The organism is Streptomyces flaveolus, assembly GCF_044765825.1.
Lineage (GTDB): Bacteria > Actinomycetota > Actinomycetes > Streptomycetales > Streptomycetaceae > Streptomyces > Streptomyces flaveolus.
Genome location: NZ_JBIWKU010000001.1, coordinates 588,378 through 614,041 on the forward strand (window position 1 = coordinate 588,378; position 25,664 = coordinate 614,041).

The 25,664-nt window shown below is 71.4% G+C and carries 26 protein-coding genes; 14 read left to right on the forward strand and 12 right to left on the reverse strand.

The window, feature by feature from the left end:
• Positions 1 to 150: 150 nt before the first annotated feature.
• Genes ACIRG6_RS02665 through ACIRG6_RS02675 form a run of 3 tightly spaced genes read right to left on the reverse strand, consistent with a single transcriptional unit; the run spans position 151 to position 2,022 of the window.
• Positions 151 to 1,002, reverse strand: coding sequence for an isoprenyl transferase (locus ACIRG6_RS02665; protein WP_318218490.1), 852 nt, complete (start codon positions 1,000 to 1,002; stop codon positions 151 to 153).
• 32 nt (positions 1,003 to 1,034) lie between these two features.
• Positions 1,035 to 1,784: a DNA repair protein RecO gene (gene recO, locus ACIRG6_RS02670; protein ID WP_403320363.1), complete on the reverse strand. Its 750-nt coding sequence runs from the start codon at positions 1,782 to 1,784 to the stop codon at positions 1,035 to 1,037.
• Between the two features lie 22 nt (positions 1,785 to 1,806).
• Positions 1,807 to 2,022 carry a hypothetical protein gene (locus ACIRG6_RS02675; RefSeq protein ID WP_189227903.1) on the reverse strand — a complete coding sequence of 72 codons (216 nt, stop codon included), beginning with the start codon at positions 2,020 to 2,022 and terminating at the stop codon, positions 1,807 to 1,809.
• A gap of 318 nt (positions 2,023 to 2,340) precedes the next feature.
• On the opposite strand from ACIRG6_RS02675, the gene ACIRG6_RS02680 reads away from it, so the two are divergent.
• From ACIRG6_RS02680 to ACIRG6_RS02690, 3 genes are all read left to right on the forward strand, one after another.
• The gene (locus ACIRG6_RS02680) at positions 2,341 to 3,174 is read left to right on the forward strand and encodes a helix-turn-helix domain-containing protein (RefSeq protein WP_403320365.1); all 834 of its coding nucleotides are present in this window, start codon (positions 2,341 to 2,343) and stop codon (positions 3,172 to 3,174) included.
• Entirely contained in the window at positions 3,156 to 3,350 is a 195-nt protein-coding gene (locus ACIRG6_RS02685) for a DUF397 domain-containing protein (protein WP_403320367.1), read from the forward strand. The genes ACIRG6_RS02680 and ACIRG6_RS02685 overlap by 19 nt, the downstream gene beginning before the upstream one ends.
• Before the next feature lie 65 nt (positions 3,351 to 3,415).
• Positions 3,416 to 4,906: an alpha/beta hydrolase gene (locus ACIRG6_RS02690; protein ID WP_403320369.1), complete on the forward strand. Its 1,491-nt coding sequence runs from the start codon at positions 3,416 to 3,418 to the stop codon at positions 4,904 to 4,906.
• A 30-nt stretch (positions 4,907 to 4,936) separates the two neighbouring features.
• On the opposite strand, the gene ACIRG6_RS02695 is transcribed toward ACIRG6_RS02690, so the two are convergent.
• From ACIRG6_RS02695 to ACIRG6_RS02720, 6 genes are all read right to left on the reverse strand, one after another.
• On the reverse strand, positions 4,937 to 6,130 hold the full coding sequence (locus tag ACIRG6_RS02695; RefSeq protein WP_350721250.1) for a hypothetical protein: 1,194 nt from the start codon (positions 6,128 to 6,130) through the stop codon (positions 4,937 to 4,939).
• Between the two features lie 73 nt (positions 6,131 to 6,203).
• Positions 6,204 to 7,181 (reverse strand): SCO2521 family protein, encoded by a 978-nt coding sequence (locus ACIRG6_RS02700; protein ID WP_364679512.1) that lies wholly within the window; start codon positions 7,179 to 7,181, stop codon positions 6,204 to 6,206.
• A 1-nt stretch (position 7,182) separates the two neighbouring features.
• The gene (locus tag ACIRG6_RS02705; RefSeq protein WP_364679515.1) at positions 7,183 to 8,148 is read right to left on the reverse strand and encodes an SCO2522 family protein; all 966 of its coding nucleotides are present in this window, start codon (positions 8,146 to 8,148) and stop codon (positions 7,183 to 7,185) included.
• The gene (locus ACIRG6_RS02710) at positions 8,145 to 9,062 is read right to left on the reverse strand and encodes an SCO2523 family variant P-loop protein (protein ID WP_239768581.1); all 918 of its coding nucleotides are present in this window, start codon (positions 9,060 to 9,062) and stop codon (positions 8,145 to 8,147) included. Before ACIRG6_RS02710 ends, ACIRG6_RS02705 begins: the two co-directional genes overlap by 4 nt.
• Positions 9,063 to 9,064: 2 nt before the next feature.
• Positions 9,065 to 10,909 carry an SCO2524 family protein gene (locus ACIRG6_RS02715; protein WP_189227894.1) on the reverse strand — a complete coding sequence of 615 codons (1,845 nt, stop codon included), beginning with the start codon at positions 10,907 to 10,909 and terminating at the stop codon, positions 9,065 to 9,067.
• A gap of 81 nt (positions 10,910 to 10,990) precedes the next feature.
• A complete protein-coding gene (locus tag ACIRG6_RS02720) occupies positions 10,991 to 11,740 on the reverse strand; it encodes an SCO2525 family SAM-dependent methyltransferase (protein ID WP_239768161.1) in 750 nt (249 codons plus the stop codon).
• A 325-nt stretch (positions 11,741 to 12,065) separates the two neighbouring features.
• Here ACIRG6_RS02720 and ACIRG6_RS02725 point away from each other — a divergent pair, with 325 nt between their 5' ends.
• Positions 12,066 to 12,620 (forward strand): GNAT family N-acetyltransferase, encoded by a 555-nt coding sequence (locus ACIRG6_RS02725; protein ID WP_364679519.1) that lies wholly within the window; start codon positions 12,066 to 12,068, stop codon positions 12,618 to 12,620.
• Positions 12,621 to 12,626: 6 nt separating this feature from the next.
• Here ACIRG6_RS02725 and ACIRG6_RS02730 read toward each other — a convergent pair whose 3' ends face one another.
• Together ACIRG6_RS02730 and leuA are read right to left on the reverse strand one after the other, a co-directional pair.
• Entirely contained in the window at positions 12,627 to 13,322 is a 696-nt protein-coding gene (locus ACIRG6_RS02730; protein ID WP_350721254.1) for a tellurite resistance TerB family protein, read from the reverse strand.
• A gap of 184 nt (positions 13,323 to 13,506) precedes the next feature.
• Positions 13,507 to 15,228 (reverse strand): 2-isopropylmalate synthase, encoded by a 1,722-nt coding sequence (gene leuA, locus ACIRG6_RS02735; protein ID WP_350721255.1) that lies wholly within the window; start codon positions 15,226 to 15,228, stop codon positions 13,507 to 13,509.
• A 333-nt stretch (positions 15,229 to 15,561) separates the two neighbouring features.
• Between leuA and ACIRG6_RS02740 the strand changes: the two genes are divergently transcribed.
• The 7 genes from ACIRG6_RS02740 (at position 15,562) to ACIRG6_RS02770 (ending at position 21,671) form a co-directional block, all read left to right on the forward strand.
• The gene (locus ACIRG6_RS02740; protein ID WP_364679523.1) at positions 15,562 to 16,632 is read left to right on the forward strand and encodes a M4 family metallopeptidase; all 1,071 of its coding nucleotides are present in this window, start codon (positions 15,562 to 15,564) and stop codon (positions 16,630 to 16,632) included.
• A 21-nt stretch (positions 16,633 to 16,653) separates the two neighbouring features.
• Entirely contained in the window at positions 16,654 to 16,920 is a 267-nt protein-coding gene (locus ACIRG6_RS02745) for a protealysin inhibitor emfourin (RefSeq protein ID WP_318218502.1), read from the forward strand.
• Positions 16,921 to 16,977: 57 nt separating this feature from the next.
• Positions 16,978 to 18,282: a GH1 family beta-glucosidase gene (locus tag ACIRG6_RS02750; RefSeq protein WP_364679527.1), complete on the forward strand. Its 1,305-nt coding sequence runs from the start codon at positions 16,978 to 16,980 to the stop codon at positions 18,280 to 18,282.
• 142 nt (positions 18,283 to 18,424) lie between these two features.
• Positions 18,425 to 19,504 (forward strand): PhoH family protein, encoded by a 1,080-nt coding sequence (locus ACIRG6_RS02755; protein ID WP_350721259.1) that lies wholly within the window; start codon positions 18,425 to 18,427, stop codon positions 19,502 to 19,504.
• A gap of 12 nt (positions 19,505 to 19,516) precedes the next feature.
• Positions 19,517 to 20,014: an rRNA maturation RNase YbeY gene (ybeY, locus tag ACIRG6_RS02760; RefSeq protein WP_225635889.1), complete on the forward strand. Its 498-nt coding sequence runs from the start codon at positions 19,517 to 19,519 to the stop codon at positions 20,012 to 20,014.
• On the forward strand, positions 20,011 to 21,315 hold the full coding sequence (locus ACIRG6_RS02765; RefSeq protein ID WP_350721260.1) for a hemolysin family protein: 1,305 nt from the start codon (positions 20,011 to 20,013) through the stop codon (positions 21,313 to 21,315). The genes ybeY and ACIRG6_RS02765 overlap by 4 nt, the downstream gene beginning before the upstream one ends.
• Positions 21,312 to 21,671 (forward strand): MmcQ/YjbR family DNA-binding protein, encoded by a 360-nt coding sequence (locus tag ACIRG6_RS02770; protein WP_403320375.1) that lies wholly within the window; start codon positions 21,312 to 21,314, stop codon positions 21,669 to 21,671. Before ACIRG6_RS02765 ends, ACIRG6_RS02770 begins: the two co-directional genes overlap by 4 nt.
• On the opposite strand, the gene ACIRG6_RS02775 is transcribed toward ACIRG6_RS02770, so the two are convergent.
• Positions 21,633 to 23,081, reverse strand: a complete 1,449-nt coding sequence (locus ACIRG6_RS02775) for an MFS transporter (protein WP_403320377.1) — start codon at positions 23,079 to 23,081, stop codon at positions 21,633 to 21,635. The two genes, ACIRG6_RS02770 and ACIRG6_RS02775, sit on opposite strands and share 39 nt — an antisense overlap.
• 148 nt (positions 23,082 to 23,229) lie before the next feature.
• Here ACIRG6_RS02775 and ACIRG6_RS02780 point away from each other — a divergent pair, with 148 nt between their 5' ends.
• The 3 genes from ACIRG6_RS02780 to era all read left to right on the forward strand — a co-directional run bounded on the left by ACIRG6_RS02780 (position 23,230) and on the right by era (position 25,461).
• Positions 23,230 to 24,051, forward strand: coding sequence for a helix-turn-helix transcriptional regulator (locus tag ACIRG6_RS02780; RefSeq protein ID WP_364679709.1), 822 nt, complete (start codon positions 23,230 to 23,232; stop codon positions 24,049 to 24,051).
• A 29-nt stretch (positions 24,052 to 24,080) separates the two neighbouring features.
• Complete coding sequence (locus tag ACIRG6_RS02785) at positions 24,081 to 24,434, forward strand: cytidine deaminase (protein WP_381687496.1); 354 nt, start codon at positions 24,081 to 24,083, stop codon at positions 24,432 to 24,434.
• A gap of 73 nt (positions 24,435 to 24,507) precedes the next feature.
• The gene (gene era, locus ACIRG6_RS02790; RefSeq protein ID WP_318218508.1) at positions 24,508 to 25,461 is read left to right on the forward strand and encodes a GTPase Era; all 954 of its coding nucleotides are present in this window, start codon (positions 24,508 to 24,510) and stop codon (positions 25,459 to 25,461) included.
• Positions 25,462 to 25,664: the final 203 nt, after the last annotated feature.

Below are 25,664 nucleotides of genomic sequence, written 5' to 3' on the forward strand. Positions count from 1 at the left end.
GTGCCCAGCGCCGCCTAACCCGTAACCGAAACGGTGGCGCACCCGGGGGATTTCTGCGCCCCCGGGGGGGGGGGGGCGGGGGCGGCGGGGGGCGGGGCGGGGGGGCGGGGGGCGCCCCCCCGCGCCCCTCTCGGCCTGACGGCCTCGTCCTCACACGCCGGACGGGCTGGATTCTCCGCCCCGGCCCTCCATGGCGAGGAGTTCCTCGTTGGGGATCGCGCCGCCGAAGCGGCGGTCCCGGGAGGCGAACTCCAGGCACGCCCGCCACAGGTCACGCCGGTCGAAGTCCGGCCACAGCACGTCCTGGAACACCATCTCCGCGTACGCGCTCTGCCACAGCAGGTAGTTCGACGTCCGCTGCTCCCCGCTCGGCCGCAGGAACAGGTCCACGTCCGGCATGTCCGGGTAGTACAGGTACTTCGCGAGGGTCTTCTCGTTGACCTTGGACGGGTCGAGCCGTCCCGCCCGCACATCCTCGGCGAGGGCCTGCGCCGCGTCCGCGATCTCCGCGCGGCCGCCGTAGTTCATGCAGAAGTACAGCGTGAGCCGGTCGTTGTCCTTGGTCTGCTCCTGGGCGACCTGGAGCTCCTTGGCCACCGACTTCCACAGCTTGGGCATCCGCCCCGCCCAGCGCACCCGCACCCCGAGCTCGTCGAGGGTGTCGCGGGACTTGCGGATGAAGTCGCGGTTGAAGTTCATCAGGAAGCGCACCTCCTCCGGCGAGCGCTTCCAGTTCTCGGTGGAGAAGGCGTACAGGGAGATGTTCCCGACGCCCATCTCGATCGCCCCCTGAAGGACGTCCATGACCTGCTCGGCGCCGACCTTGTGCCCCTCGGTGCGCGGCAGGCCGCGCTCCTTGGCCCAGCGCCCGTTGCCGTCCATGACGATCGCCACATGCTCCGGCACCAGCTCACCGAGCTTCGGGGGCCGCGCGCCGGACGGGTGCGGCTCCGGCGTCCTGTACTCCCGGCGCTGACGCCCCAGGAAACCGCGTACGGCCATGTGTCTCTCGTCTCCTCGTGCTCTACCTGTGTCTAGGACTTCTCGACGTACCGCAGGGACCGCAGGCCGCGCTCCAGGTGCCAGTGCAGGTACGCGGACACCAGCCCGCTCCCCTCCCGGACGTACCGCGCCTCGCAGGCGTCCGCGGTCCCCCAGTCTCCCGTGAGCAGCGCACCGAGCAGTTCCAGGGCCTGCGGCGAGGGTACGACGCTGCCGGGCACCCGGCAGTCGGCGCAGACGGAACCGCCCGATCCGACCGAGAAGAACCGGTTCGGTCCCGGCATGCCGCACTTCGCGCAGTCGCCGAAGGTCGGCGCGTACCCGTTCACGGCGAGGGAACGCAGCAGGAACGCGTCGAGGACGAGGTTCGGCGCGTGCTCGCCCCGGGCGAGGGTACGCAGCGCACCGACGAGCAGCAGGTACTGCTGCACGGCCGGCTCGCCCTCGTGGTCCGTGAACCGCTCGGCGGTCTCCAGCATGGCCGTCCCGGCGGTGTACCGGCCGTAGTCCGTGACGATCCCGCCGCCGTACGGCGCGATGGTCTCGCTCTGCGTGCACAGCGGCAGCCCGCGCCCGACCAGCTCGCTGCTCCTCGAGAAGAACTGCACGTCCACGTGCGAGAACGGCTCCAGCCGTGCCCCGAACTTCGACTTCGTACGGCGCACCCCGCGCGCCACGGCGCGTACGCGGCCGTGACCGCGTGTGAGCAAGGTGATGATCCGGTCCGCCTCACCCAGCTTCTGGGTGCGCAGCACGATGCCGTCGTCGCGGAACAGACTCATGGAGCCCATTCTCGCGCATGCCTCAAGGCACCTCGCCACGACTTCGCGCGTTGGTGTACGCCGTGGCCGCGCTGAGCCGCTCGGCCGGGGTGGCGTGGCGTACGTCACCCGGCTCGGCGTCCCACTCGCGGCCTCCGCCGTACGGCCGCATCTGGACGTACGGGCCCTCGTGCCCCATGACGATGCCGACCCGCCCCGTGCGGGTGTCGACCGCGTAGGAACCGATCGGCGGCATCATCGCAGCACCGCCGCGAGCCGGCGCGCGGTCTCCACGGAGCATCGTCCCAATTCGATGAGCGGACAAGGTGCCTCCCGCGCAAGACTCACCGGGTCGATCCCGAGTGACGGCAGCGTAATTCCTGCCCTCACGAGTGCCGCGCGCAATTCTTTCACCGTGTCCTCCGCTTCTTCGACGCAGTGCGCCGAGTGTGTTGGCTCCACCGTGTTCCCCTCCTGTTTCCTGTTTCACTCTTCGTGCCTCCAGAATGCCTCCCTGCACCTACACTCGGCAGGAGTCTGTGCACTACAAGTGCTGGTCAGCGCAAGGGGTTTGGTTATGGCCAACGGTTCGCGGCAGGCGGCCTGGGAGTTCTTCGGCACGGAACTCAAGCGGCGCCGGGAGGATGCCGGGATCACCCAAGCGGAGCTGGGCGCACGGGTATTTGTGTCCGGCGGCTACATCGGCCAGTTCGAACAGGCGATTCGCAAACCGCAGTTGGACGTGGCGCAGCGGATTGACGGCGCACTGCAAACCGACGGTATTTTCGAGCGACTGTGCCGGAAGCTGATTGATGACCCGCGGTATGCGGATTACTTCGCGGGGGTAGTGGAGCTGGAGCGCCTGGCGACGCGGATCTGCGAGTTCGCACCGGCGGTGGTTCCGGGTCTGCTGCAGACCAAGGAGTACGCGCGCGCGGTCACGATCGCCGCGAATCCGTTCAAGCCGGACTCCTACGTGGACGAGATCGTCACCGCCCGCCTGGAACGGTCACTGATCCTCGAGGACGCTACACGGCCCGAGTATTGGGTGACCCTGCACGAGAACGTGCTGCGCGTCCCGGTGGGCGGCCCGCACGCGATGGCTGCACAACTGGAGTACATCGCACGGCTCATGCGCGAGCGCACGGCGTGGGTGACAGTGCTGCCGTACACGGCGGGGGCGCATGCGGCCATGAACGGTTCCCTGAAGCTGATGGAGTTCGAGGACGCGCCCCAGGTCGCCTATACAGAGACGTCGTTTTCAGGAACGCTGGTGGACGATCCGGCCGTGGTGAAGCGGGTGCAACGCGCATACGATCTGCTCAGGGTCGCCACGCAGTCGTCGGAGGCGTCCCTGGCCCTGATCGAATCGTCGGCGGAGGACTTCAGACGATGCGCGAGTACGACCTGAGCAACGCCCGCTGGACGAAGAGCACGTACAGCAACGGCGAAGGCGGCGATTGCGTCGAGGTGGCTCACGGCGTCCCCGACGTCATCCCCGTCCGGGACAGCAAGGTGGCCGACGGGCCGGTCGTCCTCGTCGGGCCGGCCGCCTGGGGGGCGTTCGTCAGGGGTCTGCTGGGGTAAACCCCAAGGCGTTTCAGGTTGTTGCCCGGATGGGGCGGCGCACGCCGATCCGCGAGGCTCGTCGCATGACGCAGCGCACCCGCACCCTCCGCAACGCCGCCCTCGTCGGCGTCTCCACCGCCCTCCTCGCCGTCACCGCGCCCGTGACCGCCTCCGTGGCCGCGAGCCCGTCCCAGGGCCTCGACTGGACCACCTGTCAGGGCGCCGGCCTCGACCCCCGTCAGCAGTGCGCCACCCTGCGGGTCCCCATGGACTACGCCGACCCCGACAGCCCCCGCATCGACATCGCCGTCTCGCGCATCCCGAGCGAGCATCCGGGCGCCCGGCGCGGGGCCCTGCTGCTGATCCCCGGCGGGCCGGGCGGCTCCAGCCTGAACGACCCCTCGGGGAAGGGGCAGAAGCTGCCCCAGGACGTCCGCGACGCCTACGACCTGGTCGGATTCGCGCCCCGCGGCCTCGCCCCGTCCACGCCCGTCGACTGCGGGCTGGACCACGGCGACCTCGCCACCTCCAAGCTCCGCCCCTGGCCCGCCGCCGACGGCTCCGTGGACACGAACATGGCCACCGCCCGCCGCATGGCCGACGCCTGCGCCGCGAACGGCGGCGAGCTGCTCGGGCACCTCAGCACCGCGAACGAGGCCCGCGACATCGACCGCCTCCGCGCCGCGCTCGGCGAGCGCAGGCTCTCCGCGTGGGGCGTGTCGTACGGGACGTACGTCGGAGCCGTGTACGCGCAATTGTTCCCGCACCGCACCGACCGCATCGTGCTGGACAGCAACGACAACCCCGACCCGACCCGCGTCGCCCGCGCCTGGCTGGCCGGGCACGAGCAGGGCGTGGAGGACACCTTCCCCGACTTCGCCGCGTGGGCGTCGAAGCCCGACAACCCGGACCGCGTCGCAAGCAGCGCCGCCGACGTACGGCCGCTGTTCCTGCGGCTGGCCGCCCGGCTCGACCGGGAACCCCTCCCCTGGCCCGGCGCCAACCCGGAGGAACTGAACGGCAACGTGCTGCGCCAGACCATGCTGGACAGCCTCTACTCCCCCAGCCGCTATCCCACGCTCGCCAAGCTGATGCGGGCCGCGCAGCAGGGCACCGTGCCGCCCGCGCCCGCGGCACCGCCCGAGGCCGTGCTGCAGAACGTCGCCGCCGTCGGCGCCGGAGTCCTCTGCAACGATGTCTCCTGGCCCACCTCGGCCGCCGTGTACGAGAAGGACGTCGCCGAGAGCCGCGCGAAATACCCGCTCACCGCGGGCATGCCCCGCAACGCGATGCCGTGCGCCGCCTGGCCCCACCCGCCACGTGAGGCACCGGTGCGGATCACCGGCCGCGGACCGTCCAACGTCCTGCTCGTCCAGAACGAGCGGGACGTCGCGACCCCGCTCAGCGGCGCACTGAAGCTCAGGGAGGCGCTCGGCCGGCGCGCGGTCATGGTGACCGTGAACTCCACCGGCCACGACGCCTACCTCGCCAACGGCAACGCCTGCGGGGACCGCACGGTCTCCCGCTTCCTGGCGACCGGACAGCGGCCGGGCACGGACACCTACTGCGCCTGACGGGCGATGAGCCCGGGACCGGGCCTGCCGTCAGGCCCGGTCGACCATCCAGTTGCCGTCCTCCTCGGCGTCGACCCGTACCTCCAGCTCGCGCAGGCTCATGCTGGCCTCCCAGAGCTCCTTGAAGCGCTTCATCCGGTCCCGCACGTGATCCTGGCGGGCGATGAGCCGTGTCCTGACGTTGACGTCGCGCAGGTCCTGCTCGATCTCGAAGGACACCTCCTCGTCGTAGACGATGAAGTCGTTGGTGGTGCCGCGCTGGAGGTGCGGGGGCAGTTCGGGCAGGACCGCCGCGCGGACGTCGATGTGCCGCAGTTCCTGCTCCTCGCACAGCCGCAGCAGCCGGTCGTCGAGCTCGCGGGCGCTTGCCAGCAGGAACAGCCGGCGCACGGTCACGCCCTGTTCGTCGACCGCTTCCTGCTGGGCCTCCAGGTAGCGGCTGGCGGGCTCGCTGTTCCAGAACTCCCGGTCGACGGAGGTGCTGGTGGCGCAGATGGACTGCTCGGCGGCGCGGGTGAGGGCGAGCATCCAGTCGTGGTTCTCGCCGGGGCACTCCGCGGTCAGGTTGGTGAGGTCCGCCATGTAGCCGATGACCCGCGTCATCTCCAGGCGGACGAAGGTGTGGAGGATCGAGGGTCCGGGGGCGAGGACCTCGGCGAAGCTCTTGGCCACTTCGGGCACGCCCTCGATGCGGGCCCGGTCGAGCGGCGGGTAGGGCTGTTCGGTGCCGTGGCCCGCCTGGACGAGGTGGTTCTCGACGAGCTGCTTCACGTCCTCGGTGTGCCGGACCAGGCCGGTCCGCAGCTCGTCGTCGTACTGGTTCAGGCCGTCGCGCACGGCGGCGGCGTGCTCGGCCAGGGCGCTCTCCACCCGGCGGGTGTGCTCCTCCACCCGCCGGGTGTGCTCCTCCACCCGCGCGTCATGGGTGTGCAGGTCTCTCGAGCGCAGGTCCTCGGCGCCGCGGTCCAGGCCGTGGACGGACTGGACGAGCACCGCGGCGACGGCGCACAGCGCGGCGGTCGCGAACTGCCGCAGCGGGCCGCTGTCCGGGCTCAGCAGTGCGGTGACGCTCCAGGCCAGGGCGCCGAGGACCAGGCCGACCAGCAGGCGGCGCGGCCAAGGGGACGCGCCCGTCAGGCCCGCGAGGCCGGGGATCGCCGGGCCGTTCGTGCGGTCCGGCGGAACGGCCGGGTCGTCGGGCTGGGGTGATGGTGCCGTGCTCATCTCGCTTCTCCCCCCGTTGGGATACGCGTCGGATCGGGGTGCGGGGATGTGCGTGGGAGGGTGTGCCGTCCGGTCAGGACGCCGGCTCCACCTCCCGGTGGGCCGAGGGGATCGCGTGCAGCGTCAACTGGTCGCGGATGCGCTGCACCAGCGTCCTCCACTGGCGGGTGAAGCCGGGCCGCTCCTCCAGCGGGTCCCACAGCGCGGCCAGCTCCTGGGGCACCCGGGCGCGGGGCATCCACAGGTGCAGCAGGTGGTTGACGGCGGGGCGCAGTGCCTCGACGACGGCGAAGCCGTGTTCCGGGCCCGCGCCCAGGCGGATGCCGTCGAGCATGCGGACCAGGGTGGTGAGCAGCCAGTCGTGCAGGGCGAGGTCGTCGCACAGGGCGGCGAGATCGCCGCCGGCCGTGTCCTCGGGCACCCGGAGCAGGACGGTGCGCAGTTCGTCCTCGGCGAGCGTGAACCGTTCGATCGACGGGCCCTCGCCCGGGGCCGCGGGCAGGGCCGCCCAGCGCAGCCGGGTGGGGCGGGACCTCAGGGGCGGCCGGTGGTCGAGGAGGGGGTGGCGCAGCAGCCGGGTGAGCAGTCCGTCGGCGATCAGTCCGACGTCGAGGTCGCCGTGCCGTCCCCCGCCGAGCACGCCCTGCGCGACCGCCTCGCGGGGCAGCCTGCCGAGCGGCTCGACCATGCCGGGCCGCACCAGGTAGTGGCCCCAGGGCCGGCGCTGGTCGGGCCCGGCGGCGGGGACGCGGAAGTGGGCGGAGGCCTGCAGGACGCGGCCCTCGGTGAGCGCGGCCCGCGCGACGACCGTGCCGACCGCGCGGATCCGGGCGCCGTTGGCGCTGGGGAGGTGACAGTCGACGCCGGTGAGGGTGTCGGGGGAACGCGCGTAGAGGTTGGGGCGCTCGGAGAGCAGGACGCGTTCGTCGGCGCGCAGGCCCAGGAGCTGGGCGGCGGCGCGGATGTCGAGGGCCTGCCGGGTGGGCAGCAGGCAGGTGCGGACCTCTCCGCAGGCGAGCACGGGGCTCGGGGCGACCTCCCGCGGCGCCATGTCAGAGCCCCGCGTAGTAGACGTAGGAGATGCGGTCGGCCACCGAGTCGGGGACGGCCGCCCGCTCGCCGGCGGACCGCTTGGCGACCTGGTCCAGCGCCTGGGGGTCGACCTCGATCTGGTCGAGGATGACGCGGACGGCGTGCTCGACGGGCAGGAACCGGGTCGGCAGCACCGAGCAGGTGCGGTAGGCGGCGAACGGGTCCGCGCGGGGGTTGAGCCGCAGCAGCGAGGGCAGCTCGTCCCAGTCGTCGGGGAAGCCGGGGGCGGTGTGCGGCTGGGGGACGAGGACGGCCTCGCCCTGGTTGCGCAGCAGGCCGAGGCGGGCGAGCTGCCACACCGCGGCGAGGAAGGGGCAGGACCAGGTGCGCTGCCCGTCGGCGTCGTCGCTCCACAGCTCGACGTCCAGGAAGACGGAGTGGCGGCGGGCCGCGGTCTCCTGGGGCGGCTGCCAGGCGGCGGCGCGCTTCATCGCCTGCGGGGCGCGGGCGACGGGGCTGCGTTCGCCGTTGGCCAGCCAGCCGGTCTGCGCGGCGGGCGGCCGCAGGCCGTAGCTGCCGGGCGGCGGCGACTCGACGATGCGGCCGGCCACCGCCTCGGCGACGGGCACCTTGCCGGTGACGGCGCAGCCGGACTCGCGGGCGAGGTAGTCGACGGTCAGCCCGGCCCGGCCGGCCTCCGCCAGGAGCATGGGCACGACCTCGGCGGGGGTGGAGAAGCGCGTGAAGTAGTCGTCGATGAGGAAGCAGGTGCTGATCCGGGCGCGCTTGCCGCCGGTGCGGGCGACGGCGGCGGCGCGGGCGGCGTCCACCCAGGGGCGGACCTGGGTGAAGTGGTCCCGCAGCCGCTCAGGGCCCGCCTCGAAGTCCTCCATGTAGAGGTGGCCCAGCTCCAGGGAGAGATGGGCCAGCGGCACCGCCTCGGTGCGCGGCTCGGCGGCGGTCTCGCGGAACCCGGTCTCCGTCACGGCCGCCCCCAGTACGTGTCGTCCGTCAGGCGCCGGGCGATCTCCTCCAGCGCCTCCAGGGTCTCCTTGTTGGCGATCTGGGTGGAGAGCACGTCCTCCTCGGTGATCAGCTGCTCGCGCCACTGGAGTATGGGTTCCAGCGGCACGATGCCGAGGACGACGCTGTCGCCGATGCGGTGCTCGGCGGCGAGCCGGCGCAGCGCCTCGTCGCAGGCCTGCATCCAGGCGGCCTGGGCGGGCGAGCCCTGGGACCACAGCGGCGACTCGGGGTCGGGCACGGCGGCCCGCACGAAGCGGGTGGCGGCGCGCAGTGCCTCCTCGTCGTGGCCGCGTTCGACGCCGCCGCGGATGATGCCGTGCTCGGCGTGGACCAGTCCGGAGGCGGCGATCACGTGCTGGCGGGTCCAGCGGTGGAAGACGAGCCAGCGGAAGGGGACGAACTGCATCCGGGGGTGGGCGGTCGCCGCGAGGACCATGTCGACGGCGTAGCTGCGGCCGGCGCTGAGGTCCACGACGATCAGGTCGAACTCGCCGTTGAGGCGCAGCAGCAGGTCGACGCAGCGTTCGAGGGCGTCCTCGTCGGTGGCGAACTCGCCGCCGCCCGCGTCGCCGGGGAACAGGACCAGCCGCCCGGACTGGTTGGGGCGGGAACGCAGCAGGGGGTGCTCGGTCTGCCGCCAGACGTCGATCCTGGCGGGTTCGGCGGTCTCGCCCTCCAGGTAGGAGTGGAGGCCGCGTTCCTCGGTGCCGCGCATGGCGCCGGGCACGTCGAAGACGGCGGCGGCCGTGGGCGAGCCGAAGTCGAAGTCCACGTAGGCCACGTGGTCTCCGGTGAGGGCGCGCTGGTAGGCCAGGTTGGCGCTGGTCACCGAGCGGCCGGTGCCTCCCTTGTCGGAGGCGGCGAAGACGAGCACGCTCACACCTCCTGTGCGGCGGCGCCCCTGGCCTGGGCCAGGGTGTCGAGTTCCTGAAGGACGGGGAGGGCGAGTGCGAAGGCGGTGGCGGGCCGGTCGTCGACCAGGCTGCGCGCGTGGTCGAGGCGGCTCTCGATGCTGCGCATCGCCCGGGCTCTGCTTCCGTCGGCGGCGGCGGACGCCTCCAGCTGTTCCTTGCCGAACAGATGGGTGGCCTCGCTGAGCAGTTCGCGGGCCAGTTCGGCGAGTTCGGGGCTGCGGATGGGCTGCTGCTCGTACAGGTTGCGGGCGGCGACGAGGCACTCGGTGACGCGCTCGGTGATGCTCCAGGACATGCGCAGTTCGGCGTCGTGCGCGTCGGGGTAGACGGCCCGGACGTTGTCCCAGAGGCCGGCGCCGTCGTCGTCCTCTATCCGCCGGTTCCACAGGTGCTCGAAGGTCTGCTCGGCGAGGCGGAGCAGCCGGTCCTGGGCGCCGATGTTCCGGGAGAGCTCGGCGAGCTGGATGATCCGCTTGAGGAGCTGGGCGGAGAAGTCGGTCATGCGCCACAGGAGGAGGCTGCCGGAGCGCTCGGATCCGGCGAGCGGCATGGTGACGCCGGGGTTGTGCAGTCGGATGGTGGGGTCGTCCCGGGTCATCCGGCTGGAGACGCGCCCGCGGTCGGCGAGGCGTTCCATGATGGCGACGGTGCGGGTGAGGTCGTCGTCGGTGGCCTTCCGGCGGACCAGGTCGTGGACGAGGATGGCGGCGACGGTGAGGGAGAAGTACTCGGACTCCAGCCTCAGGCCGGTGGTCTGCCAGGGCAGGTCCTCCAGCGGCCAGCGTTCGGAGCCGAAGCGGGCGATGGCCGACCAGTACTGCTGGCTGAGTTCCCAGCGCAGGCGCAGTGCCTCGGCCAGTTTCTGCTGGTCGGCGTCGAGCAGACCGAGGGTGAGGGTGCGCTCGGAGAACAGGTCCTGGATGCCGTCCAGGGCGACGACGGTGAAGTACACGTAGGGCAGCCGGTCGGCGATGCCGTCGGGCTGGCCGGGCACCTGGAGGTCGAGGTCGGTGACCTTGGGCGCGTCCTGGACGATGCCCCAGGCCCAGCCGCACTCGAAGAGCTGGCTCTCGTCCCGGATGCCCTCGTCGAACTGGATGCCGCGGGTGAGGCTCTCGATGATGGTGGCGCGCAGGGGCCGTAATCTCCGGGAGAACTGCTGGAGGGCGATCCGGTCGGACTGTTTGCCCTGGCCGATGACCTGGATCAGCCTGCGGCCCTGTTCGGACTCGGCGTCGAAGACGTTGACGGTGAAGGAGCGCAGCAGGCTGATCATGGCGGAGGTCAGCCGGGCGTTCGTGGCCTCGCGCAGCTCGGCGATGGCCTTGAGGACCTCGGGGCGGGTGGTGGTGGTCTCGTAGACCTTGAGGTATCCGAGGGTGGCGAGGGAGAGCGTGACGGACATGGAGTAGGAGTCCACCACGCCCAGCTGGCTCTGCTCGTGGGTGATCTGCCCCTGGGGGTCGGCCGGTTTGAAGTAGTGCCCGCCGGCGAAGGTGGGGCTGTCGTCCGGCCCCGTGTGGGTGCGCATGAACTGGGCGAGCGCGGTGATCAGGTTGGCGGGGATCTCCAGCCGGGTGCCGACCCTCTCCAGCGCCCGCAGCACGTCCCGTTCGGTGGTGTCGGGCTGGTCGAGGCGGAAGGCGGGAACCTCGGTCGCCGGATACAGCAGGCAGAGCAGCCGCTCCGCGTCCGCGACGCTGCTCAGCCCGTCGGTGGGCCCCTGGACCAGCTTCCCGTCGTCGAACGAGTGGCGAGCCATGGCCTGCCAGATGTCCAGCAGGTGCTGGCGTGGCTTGATCTGCATCCCCGTACCCCTCGTACAGATCTCGTTGCCCTGTGGTCGGACCGTGTGCTCAGACCGTGTGTTCCGTCATGGTCCCCGTTCTCACGGGGCGGCAATCTCCGCGTTCCGCTGCCCCAGGGCGAGAAGGATTCCCTCGTGTCCCGGCCGCACCACGTGGTGCAGGTCGTGGATCTCCAGTTCCTTGCAGAACGGGATCAGGCTCTCCCTGGCCCGGTCCTCGTTCACCCGGTAGGCGGGGTACTGGTGTTCCCCGACCTGGTAGCCGACCGACTCCTTCATGAACGCGGCGGCGAAGGGGGCTCCCTCGTTCAGCGCGTTCATGAAGCACCGCACGCCCCGCTGGAACTCCTCGGGGCACTCGGACATGGAGTCGGCGACGAAGAACATCGTGCCGAGCTCCCAGCGGCGCTGCCCGTCGAGGTCGAAGAGGTTGCCGCGCTCCACGCGGACGATGTCGCTGAACCGGGTCCTCGGCTCCAGGTCGCGGTAGGCCGGGGCCTGCCGGAGTTCCTCCCAGAAGGCGTCCCAGGCCGTGTCGTATCCCTGGGCGGAGGTCTGCCGCTTCAGGTACTCGACGTTCGGGCCGGCGTACTCGAGGAGGAGGATCTTCTCGCACCAGGGCAGCATGGACAGGGCCGGGTAGAGGTTCGCACCGGCACCGACGTCGACACCCCGGACGGAATCCGGTACGGCCCCGGCGAAGCAGCGGCTGAAGTGGTCGCGCATGAGGCGCACGATCAGCCGGTCGACTTCGAGCGGGGTCCGGTAATTGTTGTCGACATACACCTCGGGATCGAATTTCGACCAAGGCGCGTCGGCATTGCGATCCATAGTCACCCTGCCGCGTTCCGTTCGCTTGTGGACAGGACCGTGCGCCGCGCGCGCGGTCCTGTGGACGCCGACCGGTGAAGAGGCGTCTCCTTGTTCGCAAGATAGGCCGCCTCGGCACATCCGGACAGCCGGGAACACGCCAGTCCACACCCCCCGGGCGCACGTCAGGCGCACCGTTGCACACCCTAACTCTCCCTTGCACAGCGGGAGTTGGGCGCTCACTCTAGCCAGAAGGAGCACCGGCCGCCAGCGGGACCCCTCATTCCTTCGAGTGTGGCACCGGTGTCCGTCGAGTTGACGTCCGCACATCCTGACTGGGGGTGGCATGACCGCCGAACCACTGGAACGCGCCCTGGACCGCCACGAGCAACTCACGCAGCGGGGGCCGTTCCCGGACGCCCTGCCCCCGGTCCTGCGGACGGTGCGGGAGTCCGACCTGCCTGAACTGCGACGACTCGACGAGGAGGTCTTCCAGGAGGTCGCCTATCCGGGTTTCCTGCTGCGTCAGCTCTTCGACATGTACGCGGAGCACTTCCTGGTCCTCGACGGCGGCGGGGGCCGGCTGCGCGGCTACGTACTGGCCGCCACGACGACGCCGGCGCTCGGCAGGGACAGCTGGATCCTCGGCCTGTGCGTGACCCGGGACCGCCGCCGGCACGGACTTGGCCGGGAACTGATGACGGAGATACTGGCCCGGCTGCGCCGCGACGGCATAGAGCGGGTCCGCCTCACCGTGGAGCCCGCCAACCACGCCGCGATCCTGCTCTACCGCTCCCTCGGCTTCGCCCCCGAGGAACCCGACGCCGGGCTGCGCCGGGACTACTTCGGGCCCGGCATGGACCGGCACGTGCTGCGCCTGGACCTCACCGGGGGCCGCTGAGCGGCGTCAGGACGGGGTGCCCGCCGACTCCAGCAGCCGGGTCACGTCGTCGGAGCAGATGGTCAGCGCGGCGCCGACCGTCGCGAGGGCGTCGCGCTCGGCGGGTGTGTAGGGGCCGTCGGCCAGGGCGATGCGGGCACCCTGGAGGAGGATCGATTCGCGGCCGACGGCGGCGAGGTGCGGGGCCAGCGGGTCCAGCGCCTCGTGCAGCTCTATGGCCAGGCCGGGCACGCAGGGCTCGTCGCGCACCCGACCGGTGTCGGCTTCGAGCGCCTCGACCAGCGCGCCGAGCTGGTCCTCGGTGCAGTCCTCGAAGCCGGCGGCGCGCACCACGACGACCGCCGTCTCCAGGGACGTACGGGAGCAGGTGCCGCCCGCGGCGAGCACCGCGAGGGCGACGGTGTGGACGGCGTCGCGGAGCATCGCGGAGAAGCGGGTGGTGGTCGGGTGGTCGAGGACGTCGGTCCCGTAGTGGCGGCGGCAGGCCGCGCACTCCACGGTCGGCGCGGACTCGCCGCGCGGCAGGACGGGCACGCCGAGCAGGGTGAAGCGGCGGCGGCCGGTGAGGCGCTGGTAGTTGCGGTCGCCCCCGCAGCCGGGGCAGAAGAACTCGCCGTCGCCGACGGGCGTCCACGCGGTGCGGGTGCCCAGGATGCGCGGCAGCCGGGCAGCTCGGTCGTTTCGTCCCCGTCCAGGCAGCACGTCGCACCTCCGTAACCGCGCGGCAACATCGCCGCGCTGGCGTGATGTTAGCCACATCACCGACGTGGAGTCAGTACCCGGGACGAGACCTTTCCGTGACCTCGGCGTGGAGATGGCCGGTATACGACGGGGCCCCGCCCGCCGTTTTCCGGCGTGCGGGGCCTCGAACCACCGATTCGGCTGGTCAGCGAGCCGCCCGGTTGACGGCGGAGACGACCGCCTTCAGCGAGGCGCGCGTGGTGTTCGCGTCGATTCCGATGCCCCACAGGACCTTGTCGCCGATGGCGCACTCGATGTACGAGGCGGCCTGCGCGGAGGCGCCCTCGCTCATCGTGTGCTCCTGGTAGTCCAGCAGGCGTACGTCGATGCCGACGCCCTGCAGCGCGTGGAAGAACGCCGAGATCGGGCCGTTGCCGGTGCCGACCAGGGTGGTCTCCTCGCCGTCGACGGTGGCCTCGACGGTGAGGGTGTCGATGCCGTCGCGGTCGGTCGTGGTCTGGCCGTTCTTGACCTGGATGCGGCCCCAGGGGTTGTCCGGGTTGGGCAGGTACTCGTCCTGGAAGACGTCCCAGATCGCCGTCGGCGTGATCTCGCCGCCCTCGGCGTCGGTCTTGGCCTGGATGATCTTCGAGAACTCGATCTGCATCCGGCGCGGCAGGTCCAGCTTGTGGTCGTTCTTCAGGACGTAGGCGATGCCGCCCTTGCCGGACTGCGAGTTGACGCGGATGACCGCCTCGTAGGAACGGCCGACGTCCTTGGGGTCGATGGGCAGGTACGGGACGGCCCACTCGATGTCGTCGACGGTGACGCCCTTGGCCTTCGCGTCGGCCTCCATGGCGTCGAAGCCCTTCTTGATGGCGTCCTGGTGGGAGCCGGAGAAGGACGTGTAGACCAGGTCGCCCACGTACGGGTGGCGCGGGTGGACGTCCATCTGGTTGCAGTACTCCCACGTGCGACGGATCTCGTCGATGTCGGAGAAGTCGATCTGCGGGTCGACGCCCTGCGAGAACAGGTTCATGCCCAGGGTGACCAGGTCGACGTTGCCGGTGCGCTCGCCCTGGCCGAACAGGCAGCCCTCGACGCGGTCGGCGCCGGCCATCACCGCCAGCTCGGCCGCCGCGACCGCCGTGCCGCGGTCGTTGTGCGGGTGGACGGACAGGCAGACGTACTCACGGCGGGACAGGTTGCGGCCCATCCACTCGAAGCGGTCCGCGTGCGTGGACGGCGTCGAACGCTCCACCGTGGCGGGCAGGTTGAGGATGATCTCGCGGCCGGGACCGGGCTGGTAGGTGTCCATCACCGCCTCGCAGACCTCCAGGGCGAAGTCCAGCTCGGTGTCGGTGAAGATCTCGGGGCTGTACTGGTAGCCGAACTCGGTCTCGGGGCCCAGCAGCTTCTCGGCGTACTCCATGACCAGCCGGGTGCCGTCGACCGCGATCTGCTTGATGTCGTCCTTCGAGCCGCGGAAGACGACGCGGCGGAAGACGGGGGCGGTGGCGTTGTACAGGTGGACGGTGGCGCGCTTGGCGCCCTTCAGGGACTCCACCGTGCGCTCGATCAGGTCCTCGCGGGCCTGGGTCAGCACGGAGATGGTCACGTCGTCCGGGATGGCGTCCGGGTCCTCGATGATCGACCGTACGAAGTCGTAGTCGGTCTGGCCGGAGGCGGGGAAGCCGACCTCGATCTCCTTGTAGCCCATCTTGACCAGCAGGTCGAACATCGCGCGCTTGCGGGCGGGCGACATGGGGTCGATCAGGGCCTGGTTGCCGTCGCGCAGGTCGGTCGAGAGCCAGCGGGGGGCCTGGGTGATGCGCCGGTCGGGCCAGGTGCGGTCGGGGATGTCGACCTGCTCGTAGCCGCGGTACTTGATGGTCGGCATGGAACTGGGCTGCTGGCGGTTGGCCATGATCGCGTGGGCTCCTCGTGATGTCCGCGGTGTCCGCGTGTCCGGAAGGACGGCCGACGCGCAACACCAAGCACCGCGGGGAGGGAGTCGGCCTCTTACAGGCCCTCGCCGCGGCAGCTAAGGAGGAGCAGCCCGAAACGCATGATGCCCAGCACCTTAGCCGAGTCACGCCGGTCACGCGGGTCCGTATCAGTATGCGGGACCACGGAGGGAACCGGGACAAAAAGTGCCGTATACCACTTCCGGCCGCGCACCGGGCCCTCTTGGCCTCGCATTCCACCGATCATGGTTGCAGCTGGTGACAGTCATGTCACGCAGTGCGATGGTTCCGACATGACGACCAACGGGGGCTTCCAGCCCGTCTTCTGCACCATCGTGCCGCCCCACGTCCTCGACAAGCTCGCCCGGAACGAGGACCCCGTGCTCAGCGGGCCCGCGCGCCGGACCATCCAGCGCGACGCCGTCGAGCGCACCCGCCGCGGCCTGACCACCGTCATCGGCGCCGCCACCGTCACCCCGCGCGCCGGTGCCGAGGCCGGCAAGCCGCACCGCACGATCTTCGACGCCCGGCACGGCACCGACCTGCCCGGCCGCAAGGTGCGCTCCGAGGGCGACGAGCCCGGCCAGGACGCCACCGTCAACCGCGCCTACGCCGGGCTCGGCGCCACCTTCGAGCTGTTCCTGAAGGCGTACCGGCGCGACTCCATCGACGGCGCCGGACTGCCGCTGGACGCGACCGTGCACTACGACCGCGAGTACAACAACGCCTTCTGGAACGGCGAGCAGATGGTCTTCGGCGACGGGGACGGGGAGATCTTCCTCGACTTCACCATCCCCGTGGACGTGATCGGCCACGAGCTGGCCCACGGCGTCACCCAGCACACCGCCAACCTGACGTACTACGGCCAGCCGGGTGCGCTGAACGAGTCGGTGTCGGACGTCTTCGGCTCCCTCATCAAGCAGTACTCGCTCGGCCAGACCGCCGCCGAGGCCGACTGGCTGATCGGCGCCGGGCTGCTCGCCCCGCGCGTGACGGGGGAGGCGCTGCGCTCCATGAAGGCGCCGGGCACGGCGTACGACGACGACGTCCTCGGCAAGGACCCGCAGCCCGCCACGATGGACGACTACGTGCGCACCGGCCGCGACAACGGCGGCGTGCACATCAACTCCGGCATCCCCAACCACGCCTTCTACCTCGTCGCCACGGAGCTGGGCGGCCACGCCTGGGAGCGCGCCGGGCAGATCTGGTACGACGTGCTGACCGGGGGCGAACTGCGGGAGGACGCGTCGTTCACGGACTTCGCGACGCTGACGGTGAAGGCCGCCCGGGAGCGCTACGGCGACGCGGACGAGCTGGAGGCGGTGCGCAAGGGCTGGGAACAGGTCGGGGTGCGCACGCAGTAGTTCCGTACTAGACACGGTCCCATGCGGATTCAGGTGAGGCGCACAGGAGGCTTCGCGGGCATCGAACGCCACGCGGAGGTCGAGACCGCGGGACGCCCCGACGCGGACGAGTGGCACGCCCTGGCCGAGCGGGCGGTCGCCGACGGGCGGGGCACGCCGCCCGTCGGGGTGCCGGACGGGTTCAGCTACCAGATCACCGTGGACGACCGGACGGTGTACGCGGCCGACCCCCGGCTGACGGACGAGCAGCGCCGGCTGATCTCGCGGGTCCTGAAGGAGGGCGCGTAACGCACGTGCCGCGCACGGGCGTTGACTTCCCTTACCGGGGGTACGGATGATCCGCGCATGGCGACTGACGCGATGCCGCGGTTCCCGGACGGCTTCCTGTGGGGCGTGTCCACGTCCGCCCACCAGATCGAGGGTGCGGCCGATCTGCGGGAACCGTCCGTGTGGGACGCCTTCACGGCCGAACCCGGGCGGGTCAAGGACGGCTCGACGGCGGCGGTGGCCTGCGACCACTACCACCGCTACCGCGAGGACGTGGCGCTGCTCGCCGGCCTGGGCGTGGACGCGTACCGGTTCTCGGTCTCCTGGCCCCGGGTGAACTCCCCCGGCGGGCTCGACTTCTACGACCGTCTGGTCGACGAGCTGTGCGCGGCGGGCGTCCGGCCGGTGCCGACCCTCTTCCACTGGGACCTCCCGGCGGACCTGGACTGGCTCGAACGGGACACGGCGTACCGGTTCGCGGAGTACGTGTCGGCCGTCGTGCGGCGGCTCGGCGACCGGGTCGGCACCTGGCTCACCCTCAACGAACCCGCCGAGCACACCCTGCTCGGCCACGCCCTCGGCACGCACGCCCCCGGCAGGGAGCTGCTGTTCGACGCCCTCCCGGCGGCCCACCACCAGCTCCTCGCGCACGGGCTCGCGGTACGGGCCCTGCGCGCGGCCGGCGCGGGCGACATCGGGATCGCCAACTCGCACGGACCGACCTGGCCCGCCTCGGACGAGCCGGCCGACCGGGAGGCGGCGGAGTTCTACGACGTCCTGTTGAACCGCCTGTTCGCCGACCCGCTGCTGCTGGGCCGGTATCCGGACGGCGTCGGCGAGCTGATGCCGGGCGATGTGGACGCCGACCTGAAGGTGATCGCCGAGCCGCTGGACCGGTACGGCGTGAACTACTACGCGCCGGCGCGGGTGGGCGCCCCGCGGGGCGCGGAGAGCGAGTGGGGCGGTGTGCGGCTCCCGGCCGGGCTGCCCTTCTCGGTGCGCCCGATCGAGGACCGGCCGCTGACGGACTTCGGCTGGCCCGTGGTCCCCGAAGGGCTCACGGGGCTGCTCACCGGCTTCCGCGACCGCTACGGCGACCGGCTGCCACCGGTCGTCATCACAGAGAACGGCTGCTCCTACGAGGGCCTCGACGACCAGGACCGCATCGCCTACCTCGACGCCCACGTCCGCGCCCTGCACCGGGCGGTGGAGGCGGGCGTGGACGTGCGCGGCTACTTCGTGTGGTCCCTGCTGGACAACTTCGAGTGGGCTGAGGGGTACGCGCGCCGGTTCGGACTGGTGCACGTCGACTTCGCCACCCGGACGCGGACGCCCAAGGCGTCGTACCGCTGGTACCGGGACCTGCTCCGCGCCCAGCGGTGACCGCACCCGGGCATACCCCGCGGCCGGTCGGACAAAAGACGTGGGTGCTGTCGGCGGGTAGTCGTACGCTGGAGGCAGCAGACACACCCGTCACGCGGCGCACTGCCGCAGAGGAGGACGTGCAGGCCTCGAGCGCCGGCCCATGACTCAGACACCCTCAGCTCACACGCCCGCGCAGGGGCAGGCGAGAGCACAGTTCACCGTCCCCGCCCAGCACCCCATGGTGACCGTACTGGGATCCGGCGACGCCCTTCTGCGCGTGATCGAGACGGCCTTCCCGGCGGCCGACATCCACGTCCGGGGAAACGAGATCAGCGCGGTAGGCGACGCCCATGAGGTCGCCCTGGTGCAGCGCGTGTTCGACGAGATGATGCTGGTGCTGCGCACGGGGCAGCCGATGACGGAGGACGCAGTGGAACGCTCGATCGCCATGCTGAAGGCGAGCGAGAACGGGGAGAGCGACGGCCAGGAGACCCCGGCCGAGGTGCTCACGCAGAACATCCTGTCCTCGCGCGGCCGCACGATCCGCCCCAAGACGCTGAACCAGAAGCGGTACGTCGACGCGATCGACAAGCACACCGTCGTCTTCGGCATCGGCCCGGCGGGCACCGGCAAGACCTACCTGGCGATGGCCAAGGCGGTGCAGGCCCTGCAGTCCAAGCAGGTCAACCGCATCATCCTGACCCGTCCGGCGGTCGAGGCCGGCGAGCGGCTCGGCTTCCTGCCCGGCACGCTCTACGAGAAGATCGACCCGTACCTGCGCCCGCTGTACGACGCGCTGCACGACATGCTCGACCCGGACTCGATCCCGCGGCTGATGGCGGCCGGGACGATCGAGGTCGCGCCGCTGGCGTACATGCGCGGCCGGACCCTCAACGACGCCTTCATCATCCTGGACGAGGCCCAGAACACCAGCCCCGAACAGATGAAGATGTTCCTGACCCGGCTCGGCTTCGACTCGAAGATCGTGATCACCGGTGACGTGACGCAGGTCGACCTGCCCGGCGGGACCAAGTCGGGCCTGCGGCAGGTGCAGGAGATCCTGGAGGGCGTCGAGGACGTCCACTTCTCCCGGCTGACGTCCCACGACGTCGTCCGGCACAAGCTGGTGGGCCGTATCGTCGACGCGTACGAGCAGTACGACAGCAGGAACGGCACCGAGAACGGCGCCCACCAGGGCGGCCACGCCCCGGGGCGCGGTGCCAAGGCCAAGGGGAAGTAGACCAGCACGACCATGTCGATCGACGTCAACAACGAGTCCGGAACCGAGGTCGACGAGCAGGCGATCCTCGACATCGCCCGCTACGCGCTCGCGCGGATGCGCATCCACCCGCTCTCCGAGCTCTCGGTGATCGTCGTGGACGCCGACGCCATGGAGCAGCTCCACATCCAGTGGATGGACCTGCCCGGTCCGACGGACGTCATGTCCTTCCCGATGGACGAGCTGCGTCCGCCGTCGAAGGACGACGACGAGCCGCCGCAGGGCCTGCTCGGCGACATCGTGCTCTGCCCGGAGGTCGCCGCCAAGCAGGGCACCGAGGCCGAGACGCAGCACTCCATGGACGAGGAGCTCCAGCTGCTCACCGTCCACGGGGTGCTGCACCTGCTCGGCTACGACCACGAGGAGCCCGACGAGAAGGCCGAGATGTTCGGCCTCCAGGCCGCCATCGTGGATGGCTGGCGTGCGGAGAAGGGCCTGACCGGCCCCTCCCCGGCCCCGACCGTCTCATGAGCCTCCCGCTCGTCGCCGGCGCCGTCGCCCTGGTCGTGGTCGCCTGGCTCGCCGCGTGCGCGGAGGCGGGCCTGGCGCGGGTGTCCAGCTTCCGCGCCGAGGAGGCGGTGCGCTCGGGGCGGCGCGGCAGCGCCAGGCTGGCCAAGGTCGCCGCCGACCCGACGCGCTATCTCAACGTGGCGCTGCTGGTCCGCGTCGCCTGCGAGATGGCCGCAGCCGCGCTGGTCACGTACGCCTGCCTGAAGGAGTTCGACGGCACCGGCGAGGCACTGGTGATCGCCATCGCGGTGATGGTGCTGGTGTCGTACGTGGCCGTCGGGGTGTCCCCGCGCACCATCGGGCGTCAGCACCCGCTGAACACGGCGACGGCGGCAGCGTACGTCCTGGTGCCGCTGGACCGGGTCATGGGCCCGATCCCGTCGCTGCTCATCCTCCTCGGCAACGCGCTCACCCCCGGCAAGGGCTTCCGCCGCGGCCCCTTCGCCTCCGAGGCGGAGCTGCGGGCGCTGGTCGACCTCGCCGAGAAGGAGTCGCTGATCGAGGCCGAGGAGCGCCGCATGGTGCACTCGGTGTTCGAGCTGGGCGACACGCTCGTGCGGGAGGTCATGGTGCCGCGCACCGACCTCGTCGTCATCGAGCGGTACAAGACCATCCGCCAGGCCCTCACCCTCGCCCTGCGCTCCGGCTTCTCCCGGATACCGGTCACCGGTGACAGCGAGGACGACATCGTCGGGATCGTGTATCTGAAGGACCTCGTGCGCAAGACGCACATCAGCCGGGACGCGGAGAGCGACCTGGTGTCCACGGCGATGCGCCCGGCGTTCTTCGTGCCCGACACCAAGAACGCCGGTGACCTGCTGCGCGAGATGCAGAAGGAGCACAACCACGTCGCCGTCGTCATCGACGAGTACGGCGGCACGGCCGGCATCGTCACCATCGAGGACGTCCTCGAGGAGATCGTCGGCGAGATCACCGACGAGTACGACCGTGAGCTGCCGCCGGTCGAGGAGCTGGGCGAGGACCGTTTCCGGGTCACCTCCCGCCTGGACATCGGCGACCTCGGCGAGCTGTACGGACTGGAGGAGTTCGACGACGAGGACGTGGAGACCGTCGGCGGGCTGCTGGCGAAGGCGCTCGGCCGGGTGCCGATCGCCGGTGCCACGTCGATCGTCGAGCTGCCCGACGGCCGCGAGCTGCGGCTGACCGCGGAGGCCGCCGCGGGCCGCCGGAACAAGATCGTGACGGTGCTGGTGGAGCCGGTGGCCCCGGCGAGGTCCGGCGCCGGGGAGGCGGCGGAGTGACGCCCCAGGAGCTGCGCGCGTTCTGTCTGTCCTTCAACGCGGCCGTGGAGGACTTCCCCTTCAGCCCGGAGATCTCGGTCTTCAAGGTGCTGGGCAAGATGTTCGCGCTGTCCTTCCTGGACGGGCGTCCGCTCACCGTCAACCTCAAGTGCGACCCGGAGGACGCGATCCGGCTGCGCGCCGAGCACGAGGGCCTGATCGTGCCCGGCTGGCACATGAACAAGCGGCACTGGAACACGGTGACCGCCGACGGCCAGCTCCCGGACCGTGTGGTCCGGGAGCTGGTCGAGGACTCGTACGACCTGGTCGTCGCCGGTCTACCGCGCGCCGACCGGCTCCGCCTCGACCGTCCCTGAGCGGCGGGGGCGCAGTCCGGCCGCGATCAGCGCGGCCGCCGAGAGGACGATCGCCGCGTCCAGGACCAGCACCGTGTGCACACCGGAGCGCAGGTCCGCGGAGGTGGTGGCCAGCACGCCCAGCAGCGGGATGCCGACGGTGATGCCGACCTGCTGCGTGGAGGTGACCAGGCCGGTCGCCAGGCCCTGCTCCTCGTCGGGGACGCCGGAGGTCACGGTCACGCCGTAGGAGATGATCGCGCCCAGGTGGCACATGCTGGCCAGGGAGACGGCGGCCGTGGCCAGGAACACCGACCAGCCGCCCTCCCCGAGCGCCAGCAGGGACAGCCCCAGGGCGCCCTGCCCGGCGAGCCCGCCGACCAGGGTGCGGCGGGCGCCGAAGCGGCCGATGACACGGGGCGCGTACGTGCCGGCCACCACGGACAGCACGCCCTGCACGCCGAAGACCAGGCCGGTCTCGAAGGCGGTCAGGTGCAGGACCTCCTGGAGGTACAGGGTGAGCACGAAGACCACCGTGGACATCATCGAGAAGGTCACCAGACCGCCCAGGTTGCCCCAGGCCACCGTGCGGCGGCGCAGCATCGGCAGGGAGACCAGCGGGGCGGCGGAGCGGGACTCGACAACCGCGAAGGCGGCCAGGAGCAGCAGGCCCGCGACGAGGGTGACGAGGACGTCGGTGCGGCCGAAGCCGTGCTCGGCGGCCGTCGACAGGGCGTAGATCAGGGAGAGCAGGCCGCCGGTGACGGTGACCGCGCCGGGCACGTCCAGGCGGGGGCGGTCGGGAGTGCGTGACTCGGGGAGCAGGGCGGGGGCGAGGGGCAGCACGATCAGGGCGAACAGGGCCAGCAGGCCCATGGTGGAGCGCCAGCTCAGCAGGTCGGTCAGCACTCCGCCGGCCACCATGCCGACGGTGAACCCGAGCGAGAGCAGGGTGCCGGAGATGCCGAGGGCGCGGTCGCGGGCCGGGCCCTCCGGGAAGGTCGTCGTCAGCAGGGACATGCCGGTCGGCACGATGGCCGCCGCGCCGAGGCCCTGCAGGGCGCGTCCGGCGAGGAAGGAGGCCGGGTCCCAGGCGAAGGTCGCCAGCAGCGAGGCGGCGCCGAAGAGCGCGAGGCCGGCGAGGAACAGCCGGCGGCGGCCGTAGAGGTCGCCCATGCGGCCGAAGAGCAGCAGGAAGCCGCCGGACGGCAGCGCGAACGCCGTGACCGCCCACTGGAGGGCCGACTGGTTCATGCCGAGGTCCGCGCCGAGCACGGGCAGGGCGACGTTCAGGACGGAGAAGTCGAGCGCGACCATGAACTGGGCGGCGCACAGCACGAACAGGACGAGCCGGTCGCGGGCCGAGAGCCGGAGAGCGGCCGCCGTGCCGGCGGGCGCCGGCGTGGTGGAGGTGGAGGTGTCGATCGCCATGGACAAGAGCCTGCGGGCGCCGGAATGATCGTGGGGAGCGGGCAGTTGTCCTGGTGGTGGCACCACCAGCCGGGAACGAGGGGGGAATCGGTACGTGACGGACACCGGACTCAAGACCCATCGGCGGCGCGAGCTGCGGGAGTTCCTGATGAGCCGCCGCGCGCGCGTGACGCCGGCCGAGGCGGGACTGCCGGACGGCGGAGGGCGGCGCCGCACACCGGGGCTGCGCCGTGAGGAGGTGGCCGTGCTCGCCGGGGTGGGCGCTTCCTGGTACCAGTGGCTGGAGCAGGGCAGGGACATCTCCGTCTCCCCGCAGGTGCTGGACGCGGTCGGGCGCGTGCTGCGGCTGAGCAACGCCGAACGCCGGCACCTGTACCTGCTGGCCGGGCTGAACCCGCCCGCGCCCGAGGTGGAGCCCGCCAAGCGGGACATGTGCGACGGGCTGCGGCGGCTGATCGACACGTGGATGCCGTATCCGGCGCACATCATGGACCGGTACTACAACTGCGTGATGTACAACGACGCGGCGGCGATCGTGCTGGGCATGCGCCCCGACAGCACGCAGAACTGCCTGGTCGACTTCTTCACGGACCCGCTGTACCGGGCCCGTTCGCAGAGCTGGGAGCGCAACGCCCGTACGGTCGTGGCCCAGTTCCGCGCTGCGTGCTCGGCCAGTCCCGACGACGAGGGGTTCCAGGCGGTCCTGGCCCAGCTTCTGGACGACAGCGCCGATTTCGTGCGGATGTGGGAGGAGCGGGACATCGAGGACGCCGGACAGATCCGCAAGGAGCTGGAGCATCCGCTGGTCGGGCTGCTGTGCGTGGAGTCGACGGCGCTGAAGGTGCCCGCGCGGCCCGACCTGACGATCGTGCTGCACACGCCGCTGGACGAGGCGAACACCGCCGCGAAGCTGGAGTGGCTGGCGTCGCCGCAGGGGCGGCGCGGGGCGATGTACCCGGTGGCGGGGTGACCGGCGCGGTGCCTCCGTATGCTCTGACCATGACCGACACCACCGACCTCGGCCCCGAGGACCGCAAGATCGTCACCCTGGCCCGCTCCGCCCGCGCCCGCAACGGCGTCCCCGAGGGCGCGGCCGTACGCGACGAGACCGGCCGTACGTACGTCGCCGGGACCGTCGCCCTGGACTCCCTGAAGCTCAGCGCCCTGCGGACGGCGGTGGCGATGGCGGTGGCGTCCGGTGCGAAGTCGCTGGAGGCGGCGGCCGTGGTGACCGACGCGGAGTCGGCGTCGGCCGAGGACCTGGCGGCGGTCCGGGACCTGGGCGGGACGGGGACGCCGGTGCTGGTCGCCGCGCCCGACGGAACGGTCCGGGACACGGTGAGCGCGGGCTGACCCTCGCCCGTGCCGCCGGCCCGCACACGGTGGTGGTACGGCGGGGCTCCGGGGATCAGGGACAATGGGCGCCATGAGCGTTGGTACCCAGTCATCCGAAAAGCCGGCCGAGGCTGTCCACCGGGCCGGCTTCGCCTGCTTCGTGGGCCGCCCCAACGCGGGCAAGTCCACCCTCACGAACGCTCTGGTCGGGCAGAAGGTGGCGATCACCTCGAACCGCCCGCAGACCACGCGGCACACCGTGCGGGGCATCGTGCACCGCCCGGAGGCCCAGCTGATCCTGGTGGACACCCCGGGACTGCACAAGCCGCGCACGCTGCTGGGCGAGCGGCTGAACGACGTCGTGCGCACGACGTGGGCCGAGGTGGACGTCATCGGCTTCTGCCTGCCGGCGAACGAGAAGCTCGGTCCGGGCGACCGCTTCATCGCCAAGGAGCTGGCGGGGATCAAGAAGACCCCGAAGGTCGCGATCGTCACGAAGACGGACCTGGTCGACGGCAAGACGCTGGCCGAGCAGCTCATCGCGATCGACCGGCTCGGCGAGGAGCTGGGCATCACCTGGGCGGAGATCGTCCCGGTGTCGGCCACCGCGAATCAGCAGGTGGACCTCCTCGGTGACCTGCTGGTCCCGCTGCTGCCGGAGGGCCCCGCGCTCTACCCGGAGGGCGACCTCACCGACGAGCCCGAGCAGGTCATGGTCGCCGAGCTGATCCGCGAGGCCGCGCTGGAGGGCGTGCGCGACGAGCTGCCGCACTCCATCGCCGTGGTCGTGGAGGAGATGCTCCCGCGCGAGGACCGCCCCGCCGACAAGCCGCTCCTGGACATCCACGCCAACGTCTTCATCGAGCGCCCCAGCCAGAAGGGCATCATCATCGGCCCCAAGGGCAAGCGCCTGAAGGACGTCGGCATCAAGTCCCGCAAGCAGATCGAGGCCCTGCTGGGGACCCCGGTCTTCCTCGACCTGCACGTGAAGGTGGCCAAGGACTGGCAGCGGGACCCGAAGCAGCTGCGGCGGCTCGGGTTCTGACCCGCCCCGACCGGCGGACACACGTCGGCGTCCCCTACCCCGCCCGGCACCCCGGCCACGCGGCGGCAGCCGCACATCGACACAGCCTCGACCTGCACGTGAAGGTCGCCAAGGACTGGCAGCGGGACCCGAAGCAGCTGCGGCGGCTCGGGTTCTGACCCGCCCCGACCGGCGGACACACGTCGGCGTCCCCTACCCCGCCC

Bases quoted from the DNA above. Each gene is read 5' to 3' on its own strand.
- ACIRG6_RS02665 (WP_318218490.1), bottom strand. From the start codon at position 1,002: ATGGCCGTACGCGGTTTCCTGGGGCGTCAGCGCCGGGAGTACAGGACG.
- recO (WP_403320363.1), bottom strand. From the start codon at position 1,784: ATGAGTCTGTTCCGCGACGACGGCATCGTGCTGCGCACCCAGAAGCTG.
- ACIRG6_RS02675 (WP_189227903.1), bottom strand. From the start codon at position 2,022: ATGATGCCGCCGATCGGTTCCTACGCGGTCGACACCCGCACGGGGCGG.
- ACIRG6_RS02680 (WP_403320365.1), top strand. From the start codon at position 2,341: ATGGCCAACGGTTCGCGGCAGGCGGCCTGGGAGTTCTTCGGCACGGAA.
- ACIRG6_RS02685 (WP_403320367.1), top strand. From the start codon at position 3,156: ATGCGCGAGTACGACCTGAGCAACGCCCGCTGGACGAAGAGCACGTAC.
- ACIRG6_RS02690 (WP_403320369.1), top strand. From the start codon at position 3,416: ATGACGCAGCGCACCCGCACCCTCCGCAACGCCGCCCTCGTCGGCGTC.
- ACIRG6_RS02695 (WP_350721250.1), bottom strand. From the start codon at position 6,130: ATGAGCACGGCACCATCACCCCAGCCCGACGACCCGGCCGTTCCGCCG.
- ACIRG6_RS02700 (WP_364679512.1), bottom strand. From the start codon at position 7,181: ATGGCGCCGCGGGAGGTCGCCCCGAGCCCCGTGCTCGCCTGCGGAGAG.
- ACIRG6_RS02715 (WP_189227894.1), bottom strand. From the start codon at position 10,909: ATGCAGATCAAGCCACGCCAGCACCTGCTGGACATCTGGCAGGCCATG.
- ACIRG6_RS02720 (WP_239768161.1), bottom strand. From the start codon at position 11,740: ATGGATCGCAATGCCGACGCGCCTTGGTCGAAATTCGATCCCGAGGTG.
- ACIRG6_RS02725 (WP_364679519.1), top strand. From the start codon at position 12,066: ATGACCGCCGAACCACTGGAACGCGCCCTGGACCGCCACGAGCAACTC.
- leuA (WP_350721255.1), bottom strand. From the start codon at position 15,228: ATGGCCAACCGCCAGCAGCCCAGTTCCATGCCGACCATCAAGTACCGC.
- ACIRG6_RS02740 (WP_364679523.1), top strand. From the start codon at position 15,562: ATGACGACCAACGGGGGCTTCCAGCCCGTCTTCTGCACCATCGTGCCG.
- ACIRG6_RS02745 (WP_318218502.1), top strand. From the start codon at position 16,654: ATGCGGATTCAGGTGAGGCGCACAGGAGGCTTCGCGGGCATCGAACGC.
- ACIRG6_RS02750 (WP_364679527.1), top strand. From the start codon at position 16,978: ATGGCGACTGACGCGATGCCGCGGTTCCCGGACGGCTTCCTGTGGGGC.
- ACIRG6_RS02755 (WP_350721259.1), top strand. From the start codon at position 18,425: ATGACTCAGACACCCTCAGCTCACACGCCCGCGCAGGGGCAGGCGAGA.
- ybeY (WP_225635889.1), top strand. From the start codon at position 19,517: ATGTCGATCGACGTCAACAACGAGTCCGGAACCGAGGTCGACGAGCAG.
- ACIRG6_RS02765 (WP_350721260.1), top strand. From the start codon at position 20,011: ATGAGCCTCCCGCTCGTCGCCGGCGCCGTCGCCCTGGTCGTGGTCGCC.
- ACIRG6_RS02775 (WP_403320377.1), bottom strand. From the start codon at position 23,081: ATGGCGATCGACACCTCCACCTCCACCACGCCGGCGCCCGCCGGCACG.
- ACIRG6_RS02780 (WP_364679709.1), top strand. From the start codon at position 23,230: ATGAGCCGCCGCGCGCGCGTGACGCCGGCCGAGGCGGGACTGCCGGAC.
- ACIRG6_RS02785 (WP_381687496.1), top strand. From the start codon at position 24,081: ATGACCGACACCACCGACCTCGGCCCCGAGGACCGCAAGATCGTCACC.
- era (WP_318218508.1), top strand. From the start codon at position 24,508: ATGAGCGTTGGTACCCAGTCATCCGAAAAGCCGGCCGAGGCTGTCCAC.